This is a genomic window from Sphingomonas sp. NY01, assembly GCF_038809135.1.
Lineage (GTDB): Bacteria > Pseudomonadota > Alphaproteobacteria > Sphingomonadales > Sphingomonadaceae > Sphingomonas > Sphingomonas carotinifaciens.
Window position 1 is genome coordinate 1,307,588 of sequence record NZ_CP101722.1, and the last position, 22,697, is coordinate 1,330,284.

General features: G+C 67.1%; 30 protein-coding genes, 1 other RNA gene and 1 pseudogene. 15 read left to right on the forward strand and 17 right to left on the reverse strand.

The genetic code is table 11. The annotated features are described in order from the left end of the window. Position 1 precedes the first annotated feature (1 nt). From NPJ82_RS06540 to NPJ82_RS06555, 4 genes are all read left to right on the forward strand, one after another. On the forward strand, positions 2-271 hold the full coding sequence (locus NPJ82_RS06540; protein ID WP_342658753.1) for a hypothetical protein: 270 nt from the start codon (positions 2-4) through the stop codon (positions 269-271). Then, positions 262-1,050 (forward strand): TSUP family transporter, encoded by a 789-nt coding sequence (locus tag NPJ82_RS06545; RefSeq protein WP_342658754.1) that lies wholly within the window; start codon positions 262-264, stop codon positions 1,048-1,050. The genes NPJ82_RS06540 and NPJ82_RS06545 overlap by 10 nt, the downstream gene beginning before the upstream one ends. Positions 1,051-1,090: 40 nt before the next feature. After that, positions 1,091-1,487, forward strand: an RNA gene (gene rnpB, locus NPJ82_RS06550) — RNase P RNA component class A. 54 nt (positions 1,488-1,541) lie between these two features. Next, a complete protein-coding gene (locus NPJ82_RS06555; RefSeq protein WP_342658755.1) occupies positions 1,542-3,521 on the forward strand; it encodes a hypothetical protein in 1,980 nt (659 codons plus the stop codon). A gap of 48 nt (positions 3,522-3,569) precedes the next feature. Here the strand turns inward: NPJ82_RS06555 and NPJ82_RS06560 are convergent, their stop codons facing one another. Both NPJ82_RS06560 and NPJ82_RS06565 read right to left on the reverse strand, forming a co-directional pair. After that, positions 3,570-4,208: a carbonic anhydrase gene (locus tag NPJ82_RS06560; protein ID WP_342658756.1), complete on the reverse strand. Its 639-nt coding sequence runs from the start codon at positions 4,206-4,208 to the stop codon at positions 3,570-3,572. Next, a complete protein-coding gene (locus NPJ82_RS06565) occupies positions 4,205-5,764 on the reverse strand; it encodes a SulP family inorganic anion transporter (RefSeq protein ID WP_342658757.1) in 1,560 nt (519 codons plus the stop codon). The genes NPJ82_RS06560 and NPJ82_RS06565 overlap by 4 nt, the downstream gene beginning before the upstream one ends. A gap of 189 nt (positions 5,765-5,953) precedes the next feature. On the opposite strand from NPJ82_RS06565, the gene NPJ82_RS06570 reads away from it, so the two are divergent. Both NPJ82_RS06570 and NPJ82_RS06575 read left to right on the forward strand, forming a co-directional pair. After that, complete coding sequence (locus NPJ82_RS06570) at positions 5,954-6,505, forward strand: J domain-containing protein (protein ID WP_342658758.1); 552 nt, start codon at positions 5,954-5,956, stop codon at positions 6,503-6,505. Then, the gene (locus NPJ82_RS06575; RefSeq protein ID WP_342658759.1) at positions 6,502-6,810 is read left to right on the forward strand and encodes a (2Fe-2S) ferredoxin domain-containing protein; all 309 of its coding nucleotides are present in this window, start codon (positions 6,502-6,504) and stop codon (positions 6,808-6,810) included. The genes NPJ82_RS06570 and NPJ82_RS06575 overlap by 4 nt, the downstream gene beginning before the upstream one ends. Here the strand turns inward: NPJ82_RS06575 and NPJ82_RS06580 are convergent. From NPJ82_RS06580 to NPJ82_RS06620, 9 genes are all read right to left on the reverse strand, one after another. Beyond that, a complete protein-coding gene (locus NPJ82_RS06580) occupies positions 6,801-7,205 on the reverse strand; it encodes a SufE family protein (protein WP_342658760.1) in 405 nt (134 codons plus the stop codon). The two genes, NPJ82_RS06575 and NPJ82_RS06580, sit on opposite strands and share 10 nt — an antisense overlap. A 66-nt stretch (positions 7,206-7,271) precedes the next feature. After that, entirely contained in the window at positions 7,272-7,511 is a 240-nt protein-coding gene (locus NPJ82_RS06585) for a hypothetical protein (RefSeq protein WP_112382532.1), read from the reverse strand. Between the two features lie 11 nt (positions 7,512-7,522). Beyond that, on the reverse strand, positions 7,523-7,780 hold the full coding sequence (locus NPJ82_RS06590) for a hypothetical protein (protein WP_235903916.1): 258 nt from the start codon (positions 7,778-7,780) through the stop codon (positions 7,523-7,525). 28 nt (positions 7,781-7,808) lie between these two features. Next, complete coding sequence (locus tag NPJ82_RS06595; protein ID WP_235903958.1) at positions 7,809-8,030, reverse strand: hypothetical protein; 222 nt, start codon at positions 8,028-8,030, stop codon at positions 7,809-7,811. Positions 8,031-8,092: 62 nt separating this feature from the next. Continuing rightward, positions 8,093-8,419: a hypothetical protein gene (locus NPJ82_RS06600; protein ID WP_342658761.1), complete on the reverse strand. Its 327-nt coding sequence runs from the start codon at positions 8,417-8,419 to the stop codon at positions 8,093-8,095. Positions 8,420-8,435: 16 nt separating this feature from the next. After that, positions 8,436-8,819: an envelope stress response membrane protein PspC gene (gene pspC / locus NPJ82_RS06605; RefSeq protein ID WP_342658762.1), complete on the reverse strand. Its 384-nt coding sequence runs from the start codon at positions 8,817-8,819 to the stop codon at positions 8,436-8,438. Between the two features lies 1 nt (position 8,820). After that, positions 8,821-9,108 carry an envelope stress response membrane protein PspB gene (gene pspB / locus NPJ82_RS06610; protein ID WP_112382528.1) on the reverse strand — a complete coding sequence of 96 codons (288 nt, stop codon included), beginning with the start codon at positions 9,106-9,108 and terminating at the stop codon, positions 8,821-8,823. Between the two features lies 1 nt (position 9,109). Next, positions 9,110-9,775, reverse strand: a complete 666-nt coding sequence (gene pspA, locus NPJ82_RS06615; protein WP_149681703.1) for a phage shock protein PspA — start codon at positions 9,773-9,775, stop codon at positions 9,110-9,112. Between the two features lie 32 nt (positions 9,776-9,807). Then, complete coding sequence (locus NPJ82_RS06620) at positions 9,808-10,122, reverse strand: hypothetical protein (RefSeq protein WP_342658763.1); 315 nt, start codon at positions 10,120-10,122, stop codon at positions 9,808-9,810. 9 nt (positions 10,123-10,131) lie between these two features. On the opposite strand from NPJ82_RS06620, the gene pspF reads away from it, so the two are divergent. Together pspF and NPJ82_RS06630 are read left to right on the forward strand one after the other, a co-directional pair. Next, positions 10,132-11,172, forward strand: coding sequence for a phage shock protein operon transcriptional activator (gene pspF, locus NPJ82_RS06625; protein WP_342658764.1), 1,041 nt, complete (start codon positions 10,132-10,134; stop codon positions 11,170-11,172). 66 nt (positions 11,173-11,238) lie between these two features. After that, the gene (locus NPJ82_RS06630; RefSeq protein ID WP_342658765.1) at positions 11,239-11,853 is read left to right on the forward strand and encodes a superoxide dismutase; all 615 of its coding nucleotides are present in this window, start codon (positions 11,239-11,241) and stop codon (positions 11,851-11,853) included. Positions 11,854-11,931: 78 nt separating this feature from the next. Here NPJ82_RS06630 and NPJ82_RS06635 read toward each other — a convergent pair whose 3' ends face one another. The 3 genes from NPJ82_RS06635 to mtaB are packed head-to-tail and all read right to left on the reverse strand — an operon-like array spanning position 11,932 to position 14,686. Next, the gene (locus NPJ82_RS06635; protein WP_240313479.1) at positions 11,932-12,552 is read right to left on the reverse strand and encodes a septation protein A; all 621 of its coding nucleotides are present in this window, start codon (positions 12,550-12,552) and stop codon (positions 11,932-11,934) included. Beyond that, positions 12,549-13,484, reverse strand: a complete 936-nt coding sequence (ftsY, locus tag NPJ82_RS06640) for a signal recognition particle-docking protein FtsY (protein ID WP_112382524.1) — start codon at positions 13,482-13,484, stop codon at positions 12,549-12,551. The genes NPJ82_RS06635 and ftsY overlap by 4 nt, the downstream gene beginning before the upstream one ends. Continuing rightward, positions 13,481-14,686, reverse strand: a complete 1,206-nt coding sequence (mtaB, locus tag NPJ82_RS06645; RefSeq protein ID WP_342658766.1) for a tRNA (N(6)-L-threonylcarbamoyladenosine(37)-C(2))-methylthiotransferase MtaB — start codon at positions 14,684-14,686, stop codon at positions 13,481-13,483. Before mtaB ends, ftsY begins: the two co-directional genes overlap by 4 nt. 52 nt (positions 14,687-14,738) lie before the next feature. Between mtaB and NPJ82_RS06650 the strand changes: the two genes are divergently transcribed. Next, the gene (locus tag NPJ82_RS06650) at positions 14,739-15,260 is read left to right on the forward strand and encodes a DUF924 family protein (protein ID WP_342658767.1); all 522 of its coding nucleotides are present in this window, start codon (positions 14,739-14,741) and stop codon (positions 15,258-15,260) included. On the opposite strand, the gene NPJ82_RS06655 is transcribed toward NPJ82_RS06650, so the two are convergent. Beyond that, positions 15,235-16,773 carry a bifunctional diguanylate cyclase/phosphodiesterase gene (locus NPJ82_RS06655; RefSeq protein WP_342658768.1) on the reverse strand — a complete coding sequence of 513 codons (1,539 nt, stop codon included), beginning with the start codon at positions 16,771-16,773 and terminating at the stop codon, positions 15,235-15,237. The two genes, NPJ82_RS06650 and NPJ82_RS06655, sit on opposite strands and share 26 nt — an antisense overlap. A 207-nt stretch (positions 16,774-16,980) precedes the next feature. Here NPJ82_RS06655 and ffh point away from each other — a divergent pair, with 207 nt between their 5' ends. The 4 genes from ffh to rimM are packed head-to-tail and all read left to right on the forward strand — an operon-like array spanning position 16,981 to position 19,570. Continuing rightward, positions 16,981-18,483, forward strand: coding sequence for a signal recognition particle protein (gene ffh / locus NPJ82_RS06660; protein ID WP_342658769.1), 1,503 nt, complete (start codon positions 16,981-16,983; stop codon positions 18,481-18,483). Between the two features lie 59 nt (positions 18,484-18,542). Then, a complete protein-coding gene (gene rpsP / locus NPJ82_RS06665) occupies positions 18,543-18,908 on the forward strand; it encodes a 30S ribosomal protein S16 (protein WP_112382519.1) in 366 nt (121 codons plus the stop codon). A 58-nt stretch (positions 18,909-18,966) separates the two neighbouring features. Then, positions 18,967-19,104, forward strand: a complete 138-nt coding sequence (locus tag NPJ82_RS06670; protein ID WP_235903914.1) for a hypothetical protein — start codon at positions 18,967-18,969, stop codon at positions 19,102-19,104. A gap of 10 nt (positions 19,105-19,114) precedes the next feature. Next, on the forward strand, positions 19,115-19,570 hold the full coding sequence (gene rimM / locus NPJ82_RS06675) for a ribosome maturation factor RimM (protein WP_342658770.1): 456 nt from the start codon (positions 19,115-19,117) through the stop codon (positions 19,568-19,570). On the opposite strand, the gene NPJ82_RS06680 is transcribed toward rimM, so the two are convergent. Next, positions 19,560-20,468 carry an NAD(P)/FAD-dependent oxidoreductase gene (locus NPJ82_RS06680; protein WP_342658771.1) on the reverse strand — a complete coding sequence of 303 codons (909 nt, stop codon included), beginning with the start codon at positions 20,466-20,468 and terminating at the stop codon, positions 19,560-19,562. The two genes, rimM and NPJ82_RS06680, sit on opposite strands and share 11 nt — an antisense overlap. Before the next feature lie 137 nt (positions 20,469-20,605). On the opposite strand from NPJ82_RS06680, the pseudogene trmD reads away from it, so the two are divergent. Continuing rightward, positions 20,606-21,281 (forward strand): annotated as a pseudogene (gene trmD / locus NPJ82_RS06685) (tRNA (guanosine(37)-N1)-methyltransferase TrmD). A 16-nt stretch (positions 21,282-21,297) separates the two neighbouring features. Then, positions 21,298-21,690, forward strand: a complete 393-nt coding sequence (gene rplS, locus NPJ82_RS06690; protein WP_112382516.1) for a 50S ribosomal protein L19 — start codon at positions 21,298-21,300, stop codon at positions 21,688-21,690. A gap of 209 nt (positions 21,691-21,899) precedes the next feature. Here the strand turns inward: rplS and NPJ82_RS06695 are convergent, their stop codons facing one another. Continuing rightward, entirely contained in the window at positions 21,900-22,514 is a 615-nt protein-coding gene (locus NPJ82_RS06695; RefSeq protein ID WP_342658972.1) for a peptidylprolyl isomerase, read from the reverse strand. Positions 22,515-22,697 lie beyond the last annotated feature (183 nt).

Sequence of the window (22,697 nt, forward strand, 5' to 3'; positions counted from 1 at the left end):
CATGGCCCGCAAATTCTACCTGACGGCCACGATGCCCGACGGCTATGTGAAGACGATCGGGCCGACCAACGCTACTTTCAGCCATTATTGGCGCATCGTGGCGGTGTTGCAGAACGGCAAGACCGAGGTGTTCTGGGGCCACGCCAAGACGCTGGCCGAAGCGCGTGGCAAGCAGGCGGCCGCCGCCGACGCCGCCCGCCAGCGTGGCTGGACCCGCTACGACTTCGAGATCGCCGAGCTGGAACGGACCAGCGAGCCCCCATGCACCTGACGCTGGACGCCATCCTGTTCCTGATGACGGTCGCGCTGTTCGCCGGCACGATCGACGCAATGGCCGGGGGCGGGGGGCTGCTGACCATTCCGGCGCTGCTGGCGGCGGGCGTGCCGCCGGTTTCCGCGCTGGCGACCAACAAGCTGCAGAGCGCGATCGGGACGGGCTCGGCGTTTCTCGCCTACCGGCGCGGCGGGCATGTCGATCTGCACCGCTTCACCGTGCCGGCGATCGGCGCCTTTGCCGGGTCGGTCGCCGGGGCCACCGCCGTGCAGTATATCGATCCCGGTTTCCTCGCCGGGCTGGTGCCGGTGCTGTTGATCGTGATGGCGCTCTACTTCCTGCTGTCGCCGCCGATGAGCGATGTGGATCGCCATGCGCGGCTGGGGCGGATCGGGCTGACCGGGGTGGTGAGCGTCATCGGCTTTTACGACGGCTTTTTCGGGCCGGGCACGGGATCGTTCATCACGACCGCGCTGGTCGCGCTGGGCGGGCTGGGGCTGGTGCGCGCGATCGCCAATACCAAGTTCCTGAACCTGGCGACCAACCTTGCCGGAGTGCTGGCGATGATCGCGGGCGGGCAGATGTTGTGGATGCTGGGGCTGGGCATGGCGGCGGCCAATGTCGCGGGCAACCTGATCGGCGCGCGGCTGGCGATGCGCTTCGGCGGGCGGGGGGTGCGGCCGCTGCTGGTCGTCATGTCGATCGCCTTGACGATCAAGCTGCTCGCCGATCCCGCCAACCCGGCGCGGGGCTGGATCGCGGCGCTGGTCGGATAGCTCTGGTCAGCGCGCCCTCATGCCGCTACAGCCCGCCCCGCCAGAGGGTCGGGCGGCCGCGGCTCCAGCGATGGAGGCGAGGAAAGTCCGGGCTCCGCGGAACAACGGTGCCGGGTAACGCCCGGCGGGGGCGACCCCAGGGACAGTGCAACAGAGAGCAGACGACCCAATCCTTCGGGACGAAGCCTTCGGGCAGGTCAAGGTGAAAGGGTGCGGCAAGAGCGCACCGCGGCCCTGGTAACAGGGACGGCACGGCAAACCCCACCGGGAGCAAGACCGAATAGGGATGGCATGGACCTTCATGGTCCGGGGCGTGTTCCCGCCCGCCGTCCGGGTTGGTTGCTTGAGGCGGCGCGCAAGCGTCGTCCTAGACGAATGGTCGCCCATCCGGCCTTGTGGCCGGTGGACAGAACCCGGCTTACAGACCCTCTGGCGTTATCCTTTCGAATGGTTCAGACCTCGGGCGACGAGGTTTGGGAGGGCCATGGGGGATGCACGATTTCACCACCGCGCGCGCGCTGATCGCGGCAGCGCTGCTCACGGGCAGCGCGGTTTCCGCGCAACAGCAGCCTGCGACCGGCAGTGTCCAGCAGGATTACGACGCGGCCACCGCGCTCGACGCGGGCAAGGACAATGCCGCGGCGCTGGCGGCTTGGGAAAAGCTGGAGCCGCGCACGAAGCCGGGCAGCCGCAGCCGGGCGATCGTGCAGGTTCGCCGGGGCGGCGCGCTGTTTCGCCTCGGGCGGCGGGACGAGGCGCTGGCGATGATCCGCACCGGGCTGGCGGGCTTGCCCACCGATGACGCCTCGCTGGCGGAGGACCGGTCCAAGGCGCATGCGATGCTGGGCCGGATCGCCGCCGATGCGTTCGATTATGCGGGCGCCGCCGCCGAATATGCGCAGGCGGAGAAGAATGCGATCGTCCCCGCCGATATGCTGATCGCGTTGCTCGGGCTGTCCCAGGCGCAGATTTTCACCGATCCGGCCGCCGCCGGGGCGACGCTGGACCGGGCCGATGCGGTTTTGAAGACCGCGTCGGTCGACAATGCTTCGCGGGCTTTGTTCATGCGGCGCCGGGCGATGCTGCACATGAATCAGGGTGATTTCGAGGTGGCACGACGCGACGGCAAGGCCGCGGTGCAACTGCTGGGCGGGATCACCAACCGCACCGACCTGCTGGACGTGTCCGCCCGGTCCGATACGGCGATCGCCGCGCTGCTTGGCGGGCATGAGGAGGAAGCGCGCGAATATCTCGCCTATACCGGCGCCGGGCGCTCCACCAAGGGCGAGTTCTCGCCCGGTGCCCAGATGAAGGCCCCGGACTGTGGCGGCGAGGCGGACCTGCGCCCCGAGGATGTCGGCGTCGTGGAATTCAGCATCGGCGACGACGGCACGGTGATCCAGGCCACGCCTATCTATGCCTCGGGCGGCGGGGAAAAGGCACTGGCCTTTGCCCGGATCGTCCAGGACTGGTGGTGGAATCCGGAGCAGATCAAGACGCTGCCGGCCTTTTACCGCTATAATATGCGCGTCGAGATGCGGTGTTCGACCGCCTTTTCGCGGCCCTCGATCGGGGGAGAGCTGGATAGCGAAGCGGTGGCGTGGCTGGAAGGCAAGGGCGTGACGGTGGCCCCCTATCCGGAGCGGCCGGGCCCCGCCACGCTGGCCGCACAGCGCGAGGCCCTGCGCCAGGCAGACGCAGGCAAGGGGGCGGAGTCGCTGGCGGCGCTGGGCGCGATCCAGGCGCTGCTCACCAACGCCATGGTGCCGGACGCGGAGAAGAAGCCGCTGGCCACCCGTGCGCTGGCGATCGCGACGGCGGCGGGCGCGCCGGCCCCGGTCAGGCTCAATTATGCGATGACGATGTTGACCGCCGACGCACCCGATCTGTGGAAGCCCGGCCGCTTCCGGCGTGCGGTCGAGCCGATGCTGACCGACCCCGTCTATGCCGGCGATCCACAGGCGCGCGCCGCGCTGCGGCTGATGATCGCCGATCGCGATCGCAAGAGGGGCGCGGAAAGCGAGCCGCTGTTGCGGCAGGTGGCCGACGATGGCGCCCTGGCGGCCAATGACCCGCTGAAGGTGGGGGCGCTGGTTCGTCTCGCCTCGCTGGCGCAGTCGCGTGGCGACGGGACGGCGGCAAGGGCGGCGTTCGATCGCACCGGGCTGTCGGCGAACCAGTGCAGCATCATGGATGCACCGCCCAAGCAACTCTCCAGCTTCGGCGCCAATGATTTTCCGACGGACGCACTGCGCTGGGGGTTCGAGGGGTGGACGCAGCTGCAATATGACGTGAAGGCGGATGGCAGTGTGGCCAATGCCCGCACGCTGCTCAGCTATCCGCCCTTCGTCTTTTCAAAGGCGGGCACGAAGATGTTTAGCGCGGCACGCTATGCCAAGACCTATCGGCCCGATGGCAGCCTGGGTTGCGGCGCGACGACGCAGCGCGTGAACTTCCGATTGCCGGGGTGAAGAGGAAAGCCACTGTCGGGCGTGACCGCCTGACGGTGGCTGACCGGATTATACCAGAACCTTGTCGGGGTTGCCGACCGCGCTCAATTCGGTGCTGGCATCGATTTCCATCAGCGTTTTGATATGGCCGTCGCGCATGTCGTAGACCCAGCCGTGCAGCCAAAGTTCGCGTCCTTCGCGGAAGGCGTTCTGGATGATGTCGATGCGCGCGAGATGCATCAACTGGTCGCGGACGTTCAGCTCGACCAGGCGGTTGACCTTGCCGTCCTCGGTCGGTTCGGCATCGATCTCGGCACGGTGGCGGTGCAGCACGTCGCGGGCATTGCCCAGCCAGGTATTGACCGGGCCGCTGGTCCCGCCCGACAGGGCCGCCTGCACCCCGCCGCACCCATGATGGCCGCACAGGATGACGTGGCGGACCTTCAGCACGTCGACGGCATATTGCACCACCGACAACAGGTTCAGATCGTCGTCATGGACGAGGTTAGCGATGTTCCTGTGCAGGAACATGCCGCCCGGCGGGGTCATCGTCATCCGCTCGGGCGTGACGCGACTGTCCGAACAGCCGATCCACAGGAAATCGGGCTTCTGCCCCGCCGTCTGGCGTTCGAAAAAGTCCGCCTTTTCCTCGATCAGTTCGGTCGCCCACGCCTTGTTGGCGAGTAGGAGCTGCTTGTATTCTCTCATGCGAAGCGCACTCCGGCGATGGGGGCGTTGATGAGCGGCGCGCTGCGCTCGGCGATGTCGCCGCGGACGATCACGTCGATGTCGCGGTAGGCGGCGCCCTTGATGAAGGCGTTGATGATGTCGACGTTGTCGAGGTCGACATACGACGTGGAGGACAGGTCGATCAGCAGGTTCGCGCCGTCGGGTACGCGGGCAAGCTGCTGTTGCAGTTCATATTTGTGGATGAAGTACAGATTGCGGCGGGCGCGGATCAGGCAGTCCTCGCCTTCGCATGCGAAGGTGATGGCGGTGCGGAAGTTGCGGGCGACGACGAAGACGAAGCCGACGGCCAGGCCGATCAGGATGCCGATCAGGAGGTCGGTGAACAGGATCGCCAGCACGGTGGCGACAAAGGGCACGAACTGCGTCCAGCCCTGCTTGAACCGCTCGGTAAACAGCTTGGGCTTGGTCAGCTTGTAGCCGGTGGCGATCAGCACCGCGGCGAGCGCCGAGAGCGGGATCAGGTTCAGCATCACCGGGATCAGCGCGACCGACAGGAGCAGCCAGAGCGCGTGCAGCATCGCGGACAGCTTGCTTTCGGCGCCGGCATCGACATTGGCCGAGGAGCGGACGATCACCGAGGTGACGGGCAGGCCGCCGAGCAGGCCGGACACGATGTTGCCGCTGCCCTGCGCCATCAGCTCCCAGTTCTTGTCGGTGGTGCGGCGGCGCGGGTCGATCTCGTCCACCGCCTTGACGCTCAGGAGCGATTCCAGGCTGGCGACGATCGCCAGCGTCACCGCGCTGGTCCACACCACGCCCATGGTCAGGCCGCTGAAATCGGGCATGCGGAACAGGCCGACAAACTCCGCCGGGCTGCCCGCGACCGGCACCTGCACCAGATGCTTTGCGCCCAGTTGCCAGCCCGGCACGGTCGCGCCGAGCAGCGCATTGCCGACGACGCCGATCACCACCACGAGCAGCGGGCCGGGCACGAAGCGCAGCAGGCCCTGCTTGGGACGGTACGCGTCCCAGGTGAACAGGAAGAGCAGGCAGACGACGCCGATGACGATCGCGCCGGGCGTGACGTCGCTGGTCACGCTGGTCCACAGGTCGGTAAAGGTGTTGCCGCCCGATGCGGTGGCGAATTCGAAGCTGCCCTCGAAATCGCCGTCATAGCCGACGAGGTGGGGCACCTGCTTCAGGATCAGGATCAGGCCGATCGCGGCCAGCATGCCGGTGATGACGGAGGAGGGGACGAATTCCGCCAGGATGCCGGCGCGGGTGAAGGAGAAACCCAGTTGCAGCACGCCTGCCAGCATCACCGCGACCAGAAAGATCTGGTAGTTGGGCATCCGCTCGATCGCTTCCAGCACGATCACGGTGAGCCCGGCCGCCGGCCCGCTGACCGACAGGGGCGATTTCGACACGAAGCCGACGACCAGTCCGCCGACGATCCCCGCGATCAGGCCCGAGAAAAGCGGCGCCCCGGATGCCAGTGCGATGCCCAGGCACAGGGGCAGGGCGACCAGCGCCACCACGATCGAGGCCGGGACATCCGCCCGAAGATTGGCCATAAAGGAACGGGAAGTCGGCACCATTGATCCTACTCGCTAAAGCATCGGCACCACTGTCCGTTTTCTTCGGACATGAGAGCTTTTATGACATGTTCATGATGGCAGGGCAGGCGCGACGGTCAAGGGGTTACGGCCGGCATGGCACCTTTCGTGCGCGCGCCACGTCTTGCACCGGCGGCGCATCGCCTTATGTCCGCTCCTGTGGCGCGACCGACTACACGATCGAACGATTGGGGCTTTCCCCGCTGGCGAGGCTATGGCTCGGGCCGCGAGGCCAAGCCCGTGCGGATCTGCGACCGGCACGGCTGTGACGAGCCGGGCGATTGTCCGGCCCCCAAATCTCCCAACAATCCCGATCGTTGGTACTTCTGCACCAACCATGCCGCCGAGTATAATCGCGGCTGGGACTATTTTCAGGGGCTGGACGCCGAGGAAGCGGCGGCGCGCGAAGCGGGCGAGCGGCGGACCAATGCCGGCTATGCGCAATCGCGCCATCATGGCTGGGCGGGGTCGGGCGACGGCAGCCGGTCGCGTGACGAGATGCGCGCGCTGGACGTGCTGGGGCTGGAGCCGGACGCTACCTTCGACCTGATCCGCGCGACGTGGCGCGGACTAGCCAAGGCGAATCACCCCGATGTCCGCCCGAACGATCCGGATGCGGCGACGCGGTTCCAGCAGGTGCAGGCCGCCTATGAGGTGCTGCGTGCCGCCGAGGAGATGCGGAGCACGCAGCGCGCATGATCCGGCGTGCCAAGGCGGAGTGGACCGGCGCCGTGATGGTCTGCGGCAAATGTTCCAAGAAGGTCGGCGGCGGGTTCGGCCCGAAGGGCAGGACGCCGCTCGCCAAGGTGCTGCGCAAGCTGATCGGGGGGAAGGGCCGCAAGGCACCGCTGGGCGTGATCGAGACCAGGTGCCTGAAGCTGTGCCCTAGGAACGCCGTCACCCTGGTCGATACCGCGCGGCCGGGCGAATGGCTGGTGGTGTCGCCCGGCGATCCGGTGGCGGAGATCGCCATGCGTCTGGGACGGGGTGCCCCTCAGGCGTAGCGCGCGGCGGTGTCGCGGATCAGCGCGATCATGTTCGGAATGCCCTGCGTCCGGTTCGAACTCAGCTGGTTCTTCAGGTCGAAGGAGGCCAGTTCCCCCTCGATATCGGTGGCGGAGATCGCGGCGGGCTCGCGGTCCTGCACGGTGAGCAGGACCAGCGCGATGATCCCCTTGGTGATCGCGGCATTCGAATCGGCGAGGAAATGGAGCGTGCCGTCTTCCTTGCGGGTCGGATAGACCCAGACCGATGCGGAGCAGCCGCGTACCAGCGTCGCATCGGTCTTCAACGGCTCGGGCATCGGCTCCAGCTCGCGGCCCAGATCGATCAGCAACCGGTAGCGATCGTCGGCGTCGAGAAAGTCATATTCGTCGCGAAGGTCGGCTAGGTTCGGCATGGGCCCTGCGCTACCGCCTCGGGCCCCTGGGAGCAACCGCCGGGGGCAAAACGCCCCTTGCCCGGTTCAGAGATCGACACCCGCGGCGATCGCCTCCAGCTTGCGGATGCGCTCCTTCAGGTCGGCCATTTCGATGCGGGCGCCCGCATTGGCCGGGGACGTGAAGGGCAGGTCGTGCGCCCGGTCATATTCGCGGTTCTTGAGCTGCAGCCAGCCGCGCCATCCGGCCAGCGCGGCGGCGGTGGTCATGCCCAGCCCGACGAGCCCGGCGGCGGCCATGGTGATGTAGAAATCGGGGTCCGTCATGTCCGCCTCCCTTAGCGGTCGCGAAGCCGGTCGATCTCACGGTCGAGGTCGACGGTCTTGTGGTTGTCGGTGATCACGCGCTCCAGCACCTGGATGCGCTCCTTCAACTGCTGCATTTCCTGGCGCATCGCGCGGGTTTCGCCGTCCTGCTCGCCATGGCTCCGGTCCATCAGGTCGAGCCCGGGCGATCGCCGATGCTTACCCCTGACGACGCTGGCGATCATCACGATCATCACGATCAGGACGACCATCACCTGTCCGCCGCTCATCTTTCATCTCCCTTGTATCTTTTGGTTTTCAGTTGAGCGGACGCTCGTCACGCAGCCGCTCGATCTCGTCCGACAGGTCCATCCCCCTGTCGGTGACGATGCGTTCCAGCACGCGCACCCGCTGTTCCAGACGCTCGGTCTGCGCTGCATATTGTGCAGCCTTTTCCGCGGTTTGCGAGCCCATGATCTCCAACTGCCGCTCCTTGAAGCGCAGGTGGCGCTTGAACATGTCGCCAGCGACGCCGACCATCACCGGCAAGCCGACAAGGATGAAGAAGAAGGCGATGACATATCCGTTCATGGCTCGGTCCTTCAGTTCGGCTTGTGGCGGAGCTGCTCGATCTCGTGATCCAGCCGGTGGCTGCCGTCGGTGACGATGCGTTCCACCACCGCCAGCCGGTCCTTGACCGCGCCCATTTCGGCGCGGAACTGCGCGTTTTCCTGGCTGAGCAGGCGGATGCGCTCGGCGGCCTCCTGATCGGTCTTGGGATAGATCGCCTGACCCCAGGCACCGTCCAGCGGGTAGCCGTTCTTGATGCGCATCCAGGTGGTCAGCACCCAGCCGCCGATCCCCAGCGACGCCATGATCGCGATAAAGGGGAACAGGGCCTGTATCGTCGCGAATTTATCAGGGGACATGGTCTTATCCTCCGGGTCAGCGCAGGCTGTCGATCTCGTCGGCCAGGCGGCTGTTGCGGCTGGTATAGTGCAGCTCGATGTCGGCGAGCCTGCGGTCGATGTCGCGAAACTTGGAGCGGACCTCGGCGGTCGAACGCTTGGGGTTGGAGCGGACACCCTGCCAGAACTTGGCGTCGTCATCGGTCTGATACAGGCCGATCGGCTTGGCCACCGCCATCCAGGCGACGAGGACATAGGCAAGGGGAACCCAGGGGATGCCGACGCCCGATACGGTGAGCAGGACGGCGGCGACCCGGACCCACAGCGCGTCGATCCCCGTATAGTCGGCGATCCCGGCGCACACGCCCTTGAACTTGGCGTTCTGCTTGTCGAGGTAGAATTGCGTGCGGCTGGCGGACATGTCAGTTCCTCCGATCGGGTGCGTAGTCGCCCTTGGTCAGGCGCGGTTCGGGTTGCCATTCCGGGGCGGCGATGCCCGATTTCCAGTTGGGATTGTCGGCGGCGACGATGCGTTCGACCGTGTTCACCCGGTCTTCCAGGCGGCGGGCGAGCATGTGCAGCTCGTCGAGCAGTTGCTCGTCCTCATGCGTGATCTTGGGCGCCTGCTTCCACTTGGTGACATAGTGGAAGATGAGCCAGGGCAGGCCGATCAGCGCGAGGAAGATGGCGAGTACGCCCTCGAAATTCATCTCAGCCCTCCTTCTTCATGCGCGCCTTCAGGGCGGCGAGATCGGCATCGACCTTGTCGGAGGTGCGCAGCTCGGCAATCTCCTCCTCCAGCGTCTTGGCGACACCCAGGCCCAGCGCGTCGGCGCGGCCCTCGGCCTCGTCCACCCGGCGTTCCAGCACGTCGAACCGGCTGAAGGCGTCGTGAGTCTTGGGGCCGTTCCACATCTCGCGCAGGCGGACGCGGGTGTTGGCGCTTTCCAGCCGGGTCTGCACCGCATTCTGCTTGGTGCGGGCCTCGCGCAGCTTGTTCTGCAGCTTGGTGATGTCCTCTTCCGACGCGCGCAGCGCATCGTCGAGCACCTGCACCTCGACCGACAACTGGTCGGCCATGTCGGCCGCCTTCTGCCGCTCGACCAGAGCCGCCTTGGCCAGATCCTCGCGGTCCTTGGACAGCGCCAGCTCGGCCTTTTCGGTCCAGCTTGCCTGAAGCTGCTCCAGCTTGCTGATGTGGCGGCGCATCTCCTTCTGGTCCGCGATCGTGCGGGCCGCGGAGGCGCGCACCTCGACCAGCGTTTCCTCCATTTCGAGGATGATCATGCGGATCATCTTCGCGGGGTCCTCCGCCTTGTCGAGCAGGTCGGCGAAGTTGGCGGCAACGATATCGCGGGTGCGGGAGAAAATGCCCATCGGGTACTCCTTGGGGAAACAGGTTGCGGCGATTATGCGACCGGACCGGTCGCCGCCGCAACGGGGGTTTCGGTGTGGGACGCCGTCGCCGGGGCCAGCGCGCCGAACAGGCAGGTGGCGCTCATCAGGATGGTGCAGGCGACGGTGGCGAACTTGCGGCTGATCTCGGTGGTGAACATGGTGGAAATCCCTTTTTCCTGAACCTTGGTGATCCGCCGATCGGCGGGATGCCAACAGCATTGCAGGACCCGTGCCAATTTTAAAAACGGCGGATTTCCGTGCGGTTTGCCGATCGTTGCAGGCCTAACCCATATTCCCGCTTGCCAAGCCTTGGTGAAATCCGCCACCAATTGGCCATGGAACGGACGAGCCAGGTAATCGGTCAGTCGGGGGCGTTCCTCGACGCATTGGAACGCGCCAGCCGGGCGGCGGCGCTGGACCGGCCCGTGCTCGTCATCGGCGAGCGGGGAACGGGCAAGGAACTGGTGGCCGAACGGCTCCACCGCCTGTCGCCGCGCTGGGACCAGCCGCTGGTCGTCATGAACTGCGCGGCACTTCCCGAAACGCTGATCGAGGCGGAATTGTTCGGGCATGAGGCGGGTGCGTTCACCGGCGCCGCCAAGACGCGCGCCGGGCGGTTCGAGGAAGCCGATGGCGGCACGTTGTTCCTGGACGAACTGGGCACATTGTCGATGGCGGCGCAGGACCGGCTGCTACGCGCGGTCGAATATGGCGAGGTAACCCGGATCGGTGCGTCGCGGCCGATGCGCGTCGATGTCCGCATCGTCGCCGCCACCAACGAGCATCTGCCCGACAAGGTGGAGGCGCACGAGTTTCGCGCCGATCTGCTCGACCGGCTGTCGTTCGAGGTGGTGACGCTGCCGCCGCTGAGGGCACGGCAGGCCGATATCATGGTGCTGGCCGATCATTTCGGGCGGCGGATGGCGGCGGAGATCGGCTGGGATCGCTGGCCTGGCTTCGGGCCGGCGGCGGTCGATGCGTTGATGCAGCATCGCTGGCCGGGGAATGTGCGCGAATTGCGCAACGTGGTGGAGCGCGCGGTGTACCGGTGGGAGCGGGAGGGGCCGGTGGATGCGATCGAGATCGATCCGTTCCAGTCGCCGTTCCGGCCCAAGGGGCAGTCGCCTGCGGCATCCGCAGCGGCGGCGCCCGCACCCGCGAAGGAGGAGCCGTCATCGGGCGACGAGGTCGCGGCCTGCGAGGTCGGGCCGTCCGACTTCAAGAGCCGGGTGGCGCGGTTCGAGCGGGAGTTGCTGGCCAAGTCGCTGGCGGACAACCGGTTCAACCAGCGGACGACGGCGGATGCGCTCGGCCTGTCCTATGATCAGCTTCGTCATGCGCTTCGTCGTCATGACCTGATCGGTACGGTTGCGTAATCAGGCCGGGGGAGCCATTTGGGGCGCCTCGCGTTTGCCATGGCAAATCCCCAAGGAGACAAAGAAATGGCGTTCGAACTGCCCCCGCTGCCGTATGACTATGACGCGCTGGAGCCGGTGATCTCCAAGGAGACGATGACCTTCCACCACGACAAGCATCACAAGGCCTATACCGACAAGCTGAACGAAGGCGTCGAAAAGGACGCGTCGCTGCAGGGCAAGTCGATCGAGGACATTCTCGGCCAGATCTCGTCGCAGCCGCCGCTGGTGCGCAACAATGGCGGCGGGTACTGGAACCACGACTTCTTCTGGAAGATCCTCGCCAAGCCGGGCACCGGTGGCCAGCCGTCGGAAAAGCTGCAGGCGGCGATCGATGCCTATGGCGGCCTCGACAAGCTGAAGGAAGACTTCAACACCAAGGGCGCCGGGCAGTTCGGCTCGGGCTGGGCGTGGGTGATCGTCGATGGCTCGGGCGCGCTCAAGGTGACCTCGACCCCGAACCAGGACAATCCGCTGATGGACGACGTGGCCGACAAGGGCACGCCGATCCTGGGCAACGACGTGTGGGAACACGCCTATTACCTCACCTACAAGAACGACCGCGCCGCCTATTTGAAGGCGTGGTGGGACGTGGTGAACTGGAACGAGGTGTCGAAGCGCTTCGAGGCGGCCGGCGCCTGACGTCGACGTCCCCTCCCGCTTCGGCGGGAGGGACGGGAAGGGGGGGGCGTACAGGATCACCTGTGCGCCCCCTTTTCCTTATTCGGGCGGAATGTCGCCGACTGGCTTCTCGCCTGCGCTCAGGCCATTGCGCATCAGCATCGGGATGTTGGCGAGCGCAAAGCCCAGCGTCAGCGGGATCGCACCCCACAGCTTGAAGCCCACCCAGAAGTCCCAGGTGCTGGAGCGCCACACCACCTCGTTCAAAACCGCCATGAAGGCGAAGAAGATCGCCCAGTTGCGCGTCACCTTGCGCCAGCCGGTCTGAGTCAGCCCGGCATAGACCGAACCGAGCAAGGCTTCGAGCAGCGGCCGGCCGGTGATCAGGCCATAGGTCAGGATCGCCGAAAAGGCGGTGTAGACGATGGTCGGCTTCATCTTGATGAAGCGCTCGTCGCGGAAATACAGGGTCAGCGCGCCGAACAGCAGCACCAGCGCGCCCGACAGCCACAGCATGGTCGACACCCGGCCCAGCTTGATCCGGCTGACGATCATCGCGACCACGGTGGCGGCCATGAACACGCCGGTGGCGATCAGCACCCGGGTCAGCGGACCGGCGGGCGCGAGGAAGTTGACCGCGAAGAACAGCAGCAGCGGCCCATATTCCAGCCCCAGCTTCAGCCCGGCCCGGTCGGGCGCGGCGTCGCGCGGCGCGGTCACTTGCGGCCTCCTTCGATGCCGGCAATGATCCGGCTGACTTCGCTGGCGTCGAACGGGCGCAGGTCGGTCATCCCTTCACCGACGCCGATCGCATGGATGGGCAGGCCGTAGCGCTCGGCCGCCGCCACCAGCACGCCGCCACGCGCGGTGCCGTCCAGCTTGGTCATGACCAGCCCGGTCACGCCCGCCACGTCCTTGAACACCTCGATCTGGTTCAGCGCATTCTGGCCCGTCGTCGCGTCGAGCACGAGCACGATGTCGTGCGGCGCCTCCGGGTTCAGGCGGCCGAGCACGCGGCGGATCTTGGCGAGTTCGTCCATCAACTCGCGCTTGTTCTGCAGGCGCCCGGCGGTATCGACGATCAGCACGTCGATACCCGTCGCGGTGGCCTGCTTGACCGCCTCATAGACGATGCCGGCCGCGTCGCCGCCTTCCTTGCCCGAGACGATCGGCACGCCCACGCGCGCCGCCCAGGTGGCAAGCTGGCCGATCGCGGCGGCGCGGAACGTGTCGCCCGCGGCCAGCATCACGCCGTAATCCTGCTCCATGAACAGATGCGCCAGCTTGGCGATGGTGGTGGTCTTGCCCGATCCGTTGACGCCGATGACGAGGATCACCTGCGGGCGCGGAAAGGCATCGATCTCCAGCGGGGTGGCGACCTTCGCCAGCGCCTTTTCCACCTCCTCGGCGACAACGAGGCGGATGCCCAGATCCTCCATGTTGCGCTCGAACGTGCCCTCGGCCAGCCGCTGACGGATGTGGCCGGCAGTCTCCGGCCCCAGGTCGGAGGCGATCAGCGCCTCCTCGATATCGTCCAGCGTCGGCTCGTCCAGGCGCGCGCCGCCAAGCCCGGCGAGATTGCCGACCAGCCGGTCGGAGGTACGGCGAAAGCCGCCCAGCAGCTTTTCGTGCCAGGAGGGGGATGTGCTCATAGACGCGTTCCGATGAGATGGGTGTCGGTGGCGCCGGTCACGCGGACCGGGGCGATGGTGCCGGGCGGGGCCGGGGAATCGAGATGCACGGTGGCGAAGCCGGGGGTGTGGCCGGTGGTGCCGGGGCGTTCGACCAGCACCTCCTGCCGGCTGCCGACCTGAGCCGCCAGCCATGCCGCGCGCGCGCGGCCCGCGGCGTCGCGCAAGGCGGCGGCACGCGCGCGGCGCAGGTCGTGCGGCACTTGCGGCATGCGCGCGGCGGGCGTGCCGGTGCGCGCGGAATAGGGAAAGATATGGGCATGGACGATGCGACAATCCTCGACCAGCGCCAGCGTATCCGCCGCCATCGCGTCATCCTCGGTCGGGAAGCCGGCGATCAGGTCGGCGCCGATCGCGATCTCCGGCCGGCGGGCGAGCAGCCGCTGGACGATCTCCACCGACTGGGCCCGGCTGTGACGGCGCTTCATCCGCTTCAGGATCAGGTCGTTGCCGGCCTGCAGCGACAGGTGCAGGTGCGGCATAACCCGCGCCTCGCCCGTCACCAGATCGAACAACCGATCGTCGACCTCCACCGAATCGAGCGACGACAGCCGCAGGCGGCGCAGGGCGGGCACGAAGGTCAGGATACGTTCGACCAGCGACCCCAGGGTCGGTTGGCCGGGCAGGTCGTGGCCATAGCTGGTCAGGTCGACGCCGGTCAGCACGACCTCGTTATGGCCGGCATCCACCGCACGCGCGATCTGGTCCACCACGCCGCCCGCCGGCAGCGAGCGGCTGGGGCCGCGCCCGGCGGGAATGATGCAGAAGGTGCAGGCATGGTCGCAACCATTCTGCACCTCGACAAAGGCGCGGGCGTGTTGGCCGAAGGCCACCGGCCGGGTCGCGGCGGTGGTGGCGCCCCAGCTTTCCGGGCGCAGCTTGTCCGGGTTGCGCACCACGCGCGACACCTCGGGCATGGCGGTGAAGCTGTGCGGGTCGATCTCGGCCGCGCAGCCCGTGACCACGATGCGCGCCCCCGGCCGCGCGCGGGCGGCGCGGCGGATCGCGGCACGCGTCTGCTTGACGGCTTCATTCGTGACGGCACAACTATTTACCACGACGGTGTCCTCCGTCGCGCCGAGCAGCGCACGGATCGTTTCGCTCTCGGCGATGTTGAGTCGGCAACCCAGGCTGACGACCTCGGGCGCAGGAGAAGCGGACATGGATGGCGATCTAGGAGCGCGCGGCGCAATAGTCCATGAAGACGCGCAAAGCGTGTTGGCATTCTTGTTCGCGCTGACCCCGGAACAGCATTTCGGCAAGGATGCGGAGCTGGACGCGGCGTTGACCGAGCGGTTCGGCGCGCTGCGCGATGCCGTGCTGGCGGACAGCGCGGCGGAGTGGCGGGACGACCCGGAAACGTTGCTGGCGGCGATCATCCTGCTCGATCAGGTGTCGCGCAACATGCACCGGGGCGATGCGCGCGCCTATGACGGCGATACGCTGGCGCTGGCGCTGACCATGGAGGCGATCGACAAGGGCTGGGACATGCGCCTGCCACCGGAGAGGCGCGTGTTCCTCTACATGCCGTTGATGCATGCCGAATCCCTGGCCGTGCAGCATTTGAGCGTCCGCAAGTTCGAGGCGCTGGGCGTGGAGGAAAACCTGCGCTTCGCGGTCGAGCATCGCGACGTGATCGCCCGGTTCGGCCGCTATCCCAGCCGCAATGCGGCGCTGGGCCGCGAATCGACGCCCGAGGAACAGGCCTATCTCAGCCAGCCAGGCGCGGGCTGGTAAGCCCCGGTCCGGGCGTCACCACCGCGCGGGACAGCAGATGCCGTTCGGCCAGCAGCCGGCGGATATCGGGCAACGCCATCGGCTCGCCGTACAGCGTACCCTGCGCCTGGACGCAGCCCAGCGTGCGCAAGCGCTCGGCCAGATCGGCATCGGTGACCCCCTCGGCCGTGGTCGGCAGGTTCAGGCTGTCGCCCAGTTGCACGATCGCCTGCACGATGGCGGCGCGCTCCGCATCCGCGCCCATCGCCTGCACATAGGTGCGGTCGATCTTGATCCGGTCGAAGGGCAGGGCGCGCAGATGCGCCAGGCTGGAATAGCCAGTGCCGAAATCGTCCAGCGCCAGGCCGATGCCCTGGTTCTTCAGGCTGGCGACGATCGACTGGGCTAGCGGCAGGTCGGCGAGCAGCGCGCGTTCGGTAATCTCCACCTCGACCCGGTGGGCCGGAAAGCCGGTTTCGGTCAGGATCTTGATGATCTTCTGCGCCAGCCAGGCATCCTGGAACTGCGTGGCGGACAGGTTGATCGCCAGCTTGAGCGAAGGGTCCCAATCGCGTGCGGCGGCAAAGGCCTGACGCATCACGGCGAGTGACAGGTCGCAGATCAGCCCCGTCTCCTCCGCAATGGCGAGGAACTCGCGGGCCGGCAGGATACCGCGTTCGGGATGGTGCCAGCGCGCCAGCACCTCGAAGCCGACGAGACGCCCATTGCCCAGATCGACCTGCGGATCGAAATGCGGCACGATCTCGCCGCGCTCGATCCCGGCACGCAGTGCGGCGACGAAGGCGGCGCGCTCACCCAGCGCCCGCTCGATCTCGGGCGTGAACCAGGGCTGGCCACCCGTTCCCTGTGCCGATGCGGTCAGTGCCATGTCCGCCTGGCGGAGCAGCGTGTCGAGCGACTCCTGGCCGGTGTCGCGCGCCAGTCCGAAGGTGACGCTGGCCTGTACCTCCATGCCGTCGCGGCGGATCGGCTGCACCAGCCGTACCGCCAGGCGATCGACGATGCGCTCGACCCGTGCCGCGTCGCCGGGCGCGAACGCCATCACCGCGGCGAAGCGATCCCCCTCCAGCCGCGCGACGAGCGCGGACCGTGGCAGTTCGTCGTCCAGCAGCGCTGCGACATGGCGCAGTGCCAGATCATGCGCCTCGCGCCCCTGCGGCCCGGAAATGGCCCGCACCCGGTCGATATCCAGGCGAAGCAGCGTCGGGACCTTGCGACGCCGCCGCGCGGCATCGATCAGGGCGGCGGCACCGGTGCGGAACGCGTCGCGATCCGGGGTCGGGCTCGTCCGGTGGAACGAGGGGAGGCGCGGCACGCTTGCCGGCATCGATCGATAGACGAGGCCCAGGCCAATGGCAGCGGCGATCAGCACCATCAGCGCCAGGCCACCATAGCCGCTCACCGCGCAAAATACCGCAATCGCCAGCAGCGCCGTGCCCGTCGCCAGCCCGGCGGCGAAGATCCGCGCTGGGCCATGCGCCGTATCGGCCACGATGATCGGTTCGTCTCCCACGCCGGTTTTCCTTGCACGTCAGCGATGTAGAAGAGGTTAACCGGCTGGTGTCCCCCGCCTCGCTTGCGCCGACCCGTGTTTTGGCGTAGATGGCCGGCCACGTTCCGTCACGGAATGCGAATTTGCGCGCCCAAGGGTGCACGCTGGCCGGCGAGGTTTCGCCCGCCGGCGCTTTTGCTTTTGGTGATATTTGGATTGGAGTAGGCGATGTTCGAGAGCTTGAGCGACCGGCTTGGCGGCGTTTTCGACCGTCTGCGTGGCCGTGGCGCGCTGACGGAGGCGGATGTTCGCACCGCGATGCGCGAAGTGCGCGTGGCCTTGCTGGAAGCCGATGTCGCGCTGCCCGTCGCGCGCGAATTCGTCGACAAGGTCACCGAACAGGCGATCGGCCAGAACGTGCTGCGCTCGGTCACGCCGGGCCAGCAGGTCGTCAAGATCGTCCATGACGCGCTGGTCGCAATGCTGGGCGCGGACGAATCCTCGCTGGCGCTGGACGTCACGCCGCCCGCCATCGTGATGATGGTCGGCCTGCAGGGCTCGGGCAAGACGACCACCACCGCCAAGATCGCCAAGCGCCTGTCGGGCCGCGAGCGCAAGAAGGTGCTGATGGCGTCGCTCGACGTCAATCGCCCGGCCGCGCAGGAGCAGCTGGCGACGCTGGGCACCCAGGTCGAGGTGGCGACGCTGCCGATCATCCAGGGCCAGCAGCCCGTCGACATCGCGCGGCGCGCGATCCAGGCGGCCAAGCTGCAGGGCTTCGACGTGCTGATGCTCGACACCGCGGGCCGGCTGCACGTCGATCAGGCGCTGATGGACGAGATGAAGTCGGTCGCCAAGATTGCGAAACCGCAGGAAATCCTGCTGGTGGTCGACTCGCTGACCGGTCAGGACGCGGTGAACGTCGCGACCAGCTTCTCCGAACAGGTGCCGCTGACCGGCATCGTGCTGACCCGGATGGATGGCGATGCGCGCGGCGGCGCGGCGCTGTCGATGCGCTCGGTCACCGGCAAGCCGATCAAGTTCGCGGGCACCGGCGAAAAGCTGGACGCGCTGGAGGGCTTCCACCCCGAGCGCGTCGCCGGACGCATCCTGGGCATGGGCGACGTGGTCAGCCTGGTCGAGCGGGCGGCCGAATCGATCCAGGCCGAAGATGCCGAGCGCATGGCCAAGAAGATGGCCAAGGGTCAGTTCGACATGGACGACCTGCGCGGCCAGCTGGCCCAGATGCGCCGCATGGGCGGGCTGGGGGCGCTGGCCGGCATGATGCCGGGCATGAAGAAGGCGCAGAACGCGCTGAACGATGCCGGTGGCGACAAGATCCTGGTGCGCATGGACGCGATTATCACCTCGATGACGGTGAAGGAGCGCGCCAAGCCCGAGGTGATCAACGCCAAGCGCAAGATCCGCATCGCCAAGGGGTCGGGCACCACGGTGCAGGAGGTGAACAAGCTTCTGAAGATGCACCAGGAAATGTCCACCGCCATGAAGAAGATCAAGAAGATGGGCGGCCTGAAGGGCATGATGTCGATGCTCGGCAAGGGCGGCCTTGGCGGACTCGGCAATGCGCTGGGCGGCCCGCAGATGGGCGACATGATGACCAAGGCGGGCGGTGGCCTGCCGGGTCTGGGTGGCCCGGGCGGCATGGGCAGCGGCCCGGATGGCATGCCCAAGCTCCCCGCCGGTTTCGAGAACCTCTTGAAGAAGAAGTAACCCCGGCCTCGGCCGGATCACCATCATCATCATCCAGTTATAAACGAAGGACGAACATCATGGCACTTTCCATTCGCCTGTCGCGCGGCGGCTCCAAGAAGCGCCCCTATTACCGCATCGTCGTGGCCGATGCGCGTAGCCCCCGTGACGGCAAGTTCATCGAGAAGATCGGCAACTACAACCCGCTGCTCGCCAAGGACGACGAGAAGCGCATCGTGCTCGACGCCGAGCGTGCGAAGCACTGGCTGGCCAATGGCGCGCAGCCGACCGACCGCGTCGCCCGCTTCCTGGACGTGGCCGGCGTGAAGGAGCGCGCCGCGCGCAGCAACCCGAAGAAGGGTGAGCCGGGCGAGAAGGCCAAGGAGCGCGCCGAGGAGCGTGCCGAGAAGGCCAAGGCTGCTGAAGAAGCCACCGCCGAAGCATAAGCATCGGTTTGCCATGGTCATGCGTTTGCCTCTTCCCTTCGTGTGAGAGGAAAAGCGCATGACCATGATCGACCCTGATCCCCGGACCGACCGCGATGACGACGAAGATGCCACCAACCAAGGCGTCTCCACGACGGACCCAGCCGAAGGCGGCGACGACGCCCCCGACGGCGACACCGGCTCGCCCCAAGCCTGACGGTGCCGTCGTGCTGGCCGTCGTCATCGGTGCCCATGGCATCGGTGGCGAGGTCCGGCTGAAGGTGTTTGCGGACGACATGTCCGCTTTCACCACCTTCAACGATGGCACGCTGACGCTGAAGTCGTTGCGGCATGGATCGAACGGCGCGATCGCCCGCTTCGCGCAGGTGAGCGATCGCAATGCCGCCGAGGCCTTGCGCGGTACCGAACTGACGGTGCCGCGTGACGCCCTGCCTCCGCTGGAGGAGGGTGAATATTACCACACCGATCTGCTCGGCCTGCCCGTCGTCGCCGACGATGGCGAGGCGGTGGGTCATGTTGTCGCGATCGAGGATTTCGGCGCGGGCGACGTGATCGAGATCGAATGGCCCGACGGCCGGCGCTTCATGGTGCCGATGAAGGTCGAGGCGGTGCCCGAATGGGACGCGAACCGCCTGATCGTCGCGCGGACCTTTATCGCCTGATCGGGCGCTGCTCGCTGAGCAGGTTGCGGATCGTCGTTGCGGCGACCCCCGCCTCCCCCATTGCGTGGCTGATCTGGTCCAGTCCTTTCACCACGTCCCCTGCGGCGAACAGGCCGCGCACGCTGGTACGCTGGTGGTCGTCTACCTCCAGGCATCCCTCGTCGTTCGCCCGCGCTCCCGCCGCGACGGCAAGGTGTGAGCGGATGCGCGAACCCAGCGCGGGATAGACGCTGTCGAACGCCATCCGACCGCCCGCGGTATCCAGCGCCAGCCGATCCCCCTCGATCGCCCAGCCGCCGCACGGTCCGTCGACCCGCGTGATGCCCGCGTCGTCCAACGCGTCTGCGCAGGCTTTGTCGAGCATGTGTTCGGCGTCGGGCGCGATCAGCGTGACGTCGCGGGTGAACCCTCGCAGAAACAAGGCCTCGCGCATGCCGTGGTCGCTGGTGCCGATCACCGCAACGCGCGTGTCGGTGACTTCATAACCATCACAGATCGGGCAATAGCGCAGCAGCCCGCGTTCCAGCGCCGGATCGTGGACATCCGGCAACAGGCTTTTCGGGCGATGGTTCACTACACCCGTAGCTAGCAGCACCGTACGCGCCCGATAGGCCGCATGGTCGGTCACGACGCGGAACGTGTCGCCATCGGGCTCGATCGCGGTCACCCGCGCGGCTTCGCGCCGTGCACCATAACGTTCCGCCTGGGCCAGCATGGCGGCCAGCAGATCCTTGCCGCTGATTCCGTCGGGATAGCCGGCATGGTTGTGGGTACACGGGATCATCGCCGCGCGGCTCGACCCGCTGTCGAACAGGCGGATCGACAGGTGGAACCGCGCCAGATAGATCGCCGCGGTCAAGCCCGCCGGCCCGGCACCGATGATGATGCAATCGTCCATGGCGGGCCAAAGCGTTGAGGCGGGATCATCGTTCCTTGTTACGGCGCGTCCATGTATAGCGCCTGCCGACTTCCCTGCCTGAAACGGACGCCGTGACCCCGACCTTTCGCGCCACCATCCTGACGCTTTACCCTGAAATGTTTCCCGGACCATTGGGGCACAGCCTCGCCGGGCGTGCGCTGCGCGAGGAGCGCTGGGCTTGCGATGCGGTTCAGTTGCGGGATTTCGCGACGGACAAGCATCGGTCGGTGGATGATACGCCGGCGGGGGCGGGGCGGGGATGGTGCTGAGGGCCGATGTGATGGCCACGGCGGTGGATGCGGTGGCGGACGCGCGGCCGGTGTTGGCGATGACGCCGCGGGGGCGGCCGTTGAACCAGGAGCGCGTGCGCAGTCTGGCGGCGGGGCCAGGGGTGACGATCCTGTGCGGGCGGTTCGAGGGGTTCGACGAGCGTCTGTTCGAGGCGCGCGACATCGAACAGGTGTCGATCGGCGACTATGTCCTGTCGGGTGGCGAGATGGGCGCGCTGGTGCTGCTCGACGCTTGCGTTCGGCTGCTTCCAGGGGTAATGGGCGCGGCTTCGAGCGGAGATGAGGAAAGCTTCGAAAGCGGCCTCCTCGAATATCCGCAGTACACCCGGCCCGCCATGTGGGAAGGGCGCACGATCCCCGAAGTGCTGCGATCGGGGGATCATGCGAAGATCGCCGCCTGGCGCCATGCCAGGGCGTGCGACGATACACGGTCACGGCGGCCGGACCTTTGGGAGCGTCATGAGGGCGCTCGGGTCGGTCGCCCTCTGGCGCGCGGCGATGATTGAGGACGTTTGTTTATGAACCTGATCCAGCAGCTCGAAGCCGAGCAGATCGCCAAGTTCAACGAGACGAAGAAGATCCCCGAATTCCGCCCCGGCGATACGCTGAAGGTCGGCGTGAAGGTGGTCGAGGGCGAGCGCACCCGCGTCCAGAACTACGAGGGCGTGTGCATCGCGCGTTCGAACAAGGGCATGGGCTCGTCGTTCACCGTGCGCAAGATCAGCTTCGGCGAGGGCGTCGAGCGCGTCTTCCCGCTCTACTCGCCGAACATCGATTCGATCGACGTCGTCCGCAAGGGCGCGGTTCGTCGTGCGAAGCTCTATTACCTGCGTGGCCGCACCGGCAAGTCGGCGCGTATCGCCGAGCGCCGCGACACGCGTCCTGCCAAGGGCACTGCCGCCGCGGAGTGATCCCGGCGCGGGCCTTGGCCTGAACGTCAAGGGGCGTGGAAGTTTCGGCTTCCGCGCCCTTTTTCGTGGGCGCGTTCAGGGCAGACTATGCTGAGACTGGTTTACCCCCGTCCAGACGGATCGAGCATAGTCGAAGGCGAAGCGCGGGTGGCTTTGCTTCGACTGCGCTCAGCACGAACGGGTGTCGGGTTGAACTCAGCACATTATCATCAGCCGCCGATGTTGATGAGCCAGGGCTTGGGCTGGCCGGTCGGTTTCGGCCGCCCGTCGAGCCGCTTGGCGGAGACGAGGCCGACGGGCTTCAGGATCATCTGTCCCTTGAACGCGTCCATTCCGCCGCCGGACGGCTTGGCGAGGATGCGCTTCACCGTCTCCATGCCCGCCACCACATGGCCGAACGCGGCATAGCCCGCATAGCCGGGGCGGGCATCCATCGCGGGCGCCGGTCCCACGGTGATGAAGAAATTGCCGCCGGCCGAGGCCGGGGTCTGCCCACGCGCCATGGAGATCACGCCGTCGGTGTGACGGATGCCGGTCTTGGCGGTCGTCTCCAGCGGGAAGGGGGGCAGGATGCGGCGGGCATCGGTGCGGATGCCACCCTGGACGAAGCCCTTTTTCGGATCGGCCTTGCCGCGTGCGGCGCGGTAGAAGGTGGTGCCGTCGAAACGGCCGTCATCGACATAGGCGAGGAAATTGGCGCTGGTCGCGGGCGCGCGGCGCATGTCGAGGGCGACGACGATGGGCCCCTCGGTGGTGTTGATCTGGACGCGGACGAAGCCGGGCTTCGGGGCGTTGGTGGGCGTGGCGGCGGATGCCAGCAGCAGGGGAGTGCGAGGAGGATGCGCTTCATGAGAAGCGCCGTAGCGGGGTGGGGGCGGGATCGCAAAGTGTGGGCATCACCGCCGTTGCGTGTGGGGCGGCCCCTCACCCTCCCCACGGCTTTGCCGTGGCTCCCCTCCCTCTCCCCGGAGGGAAGAGGGCATGAAAAGACCCTCGCCCCTCCGGGG

Excerpts from the sequence above, each read along its gene's own strand:
- ftsY (WP_112382524.1), bottom strand. The coding sequence starts at position 13,484 with ATGAGCACATCCCCCTCCTGGCACGAAAAGCTGCTGGGCGGCTTTCGC.
- NPJ82_RS06595 (WP_235903958.1), bottom strand. The coding sequence starts at position 8,030 with ATGGTCGGCGTCGCTGGCGACATGTTCAAGCGCCACCTGCGCTTCAAG.
- NPJ82_RS06580 (WP_342658760.1), bottom strand. The coding sequence starts at position 7,205 with ATGCCGAACCTAGCCGACCTTCGCGACGAATATGACTTTCTCGACGCC.
- NPJ82_RS06540 (WP_342658753.1), top strand. The coding sequence starts at position 2 with ATGGCCCGCAAATTCTACCTGACGGCCACGATGCCCGACGGCTATGTG.
- NPJ82_RS06565 (WP_342658757.1), bottom strand. The coding sequence starts at position 5,764 with ATGGCCAATCTTCGGGCGGATGTCCCGGCCTCGATCGTGGTGGCGCTG.
- NPJ82_RS06570 (WP_342658758.1), top strand. The coding sequence starts at position 5,954 with ATGTCCGCTCCTGTGGCGCGACCGACTACACGATCGAACGATTGGGGC.
- mtaB (WP_342658766.1), bottom strand. The coding sequence starts at position 14,686 with ATGTCCGCTTCTCCTGCGCCCGAGGTCGTCAGCCTGGGTTGCCGACTC.
- NPJ82_RS06670 (WP_235903914.1), top strand. The coding sequence starts at position 18,967 with ATGACCATGATCGACCCTGATCCCCGGACCGACCGCGATGACGACGAA.
- NPJ82_RS06590 (WP_235903916.1), bottom strand. The coding sequence starts at position 7,780 with ATGAGCGGCGGACAGGTGATGGTCGTCCTGATCGTGATGATCGTGATG.
- NPJ82_RS06585 (WP_112382532.1), bottom strand. The coding sequence starts at position 7,511 with ATGACGGACCCCGATTTCTACATCACCATGGCCGCCGCCGGGCTCGTC.
- rplS (WP_112382516.1), top strand. The coding sequence starts at position 21,298 with ATGAACCTGATCCAGCAGCTCGAAGCCGAGCAGATCGCCAAGTTCAAC.
- rpsP (WP_112382519.1), top strand. The coding sequence starts at position 18,543 with ATGGCACTTTCCATTCGCCTGTCGCGCGGCGGCTCCAAGAAGCGCCCC.
- NPJ82_RS06680 (WP_342658771.1), bottom strand. The coding sequence starts at position 20,468 with ATGGACGATTGCATCATCATCGGTGCCGGGCCGGCGGGCTTGACCGCG.
- NPJ82_RS06575 (WP_342658759.1), top strand. The coding sequence starts at position 6,502 with ATGATCCGGCGTGCCAAGGCGGAGTGGACCGGCGCCGTGATGGTCTGC.
- pspC (WP_342658762.1), bottom strand. The coding sequence starts at position 8,819 with ATGTCCGCCAGCCGCACGCAATTCTACCTCGACAAGCAGAACGCCAAG.
- NPJ82_RS06630 (WP_342658765.1), top strand. The coding sequence starts at position 11,239 with ATGGCGTTCGAACTGCCCCCGCTGCCGTATGACTATGACGCGCTGGAG.
- NPJ82_RS06555 (WP_342658755.1), top strand. The coding sequence starts at position 1,542 with ATGCACGATTTCACCACCGCGCGCGCGCTGATCGCGGCAGCGCTGCTC.
- pspF (WP_342658764.1), top strand. The coding sequence starts at position 10,132 with ATGGAACGGACGAGCCAGGTAATCGGTCAGTCGGGGGCGTTCCTCGAC.
- pspB (WP_112382528.1), bottom strand. The coding sequence starts at position 9,108 with ATGAATTTCGAGGGCGTACTCGCCATCTTCCTCGCGCTGATCGGCCTG.
- NPJ82_RS06560 (WP_342658756.1), bottom strand. The coding sequence starts at position 4,208 with ATGAGAGAATACAAGCAGCTCCTACTCGCCAACAAGGCGTGGGCGACC.
- NPJ82_RS06600 (WP_342658761.1), bottom strand. The coding sequence starts at position 8,419 with ATGTCCCCTGATAAATTCGCGACGATACAGGCCCTGTTCCCCTTTATC.
- pspA (WP_149681703.1), bottom strand. The coding sequence starts at position 9,775 with ATGGGCATTTTCTCCCGCACCCGCGATATCGTTGCCGCCAACTTCGCC.
- ffh (WP_342658769.1), top strand. The coding sequence starts at position 16,981 with ATGTTCGAGAGCTTGAGCGACCGGCTTGGCGGCGTTTTCGACCGTCTG.
- NPJ82_RS06545 (WP_342658754.1), top strand. The coding sequence starts at position 262 with ATGCACCTGACGCTGGACGCCATCCTGTTCCTGATGACGGTCGCGCTG.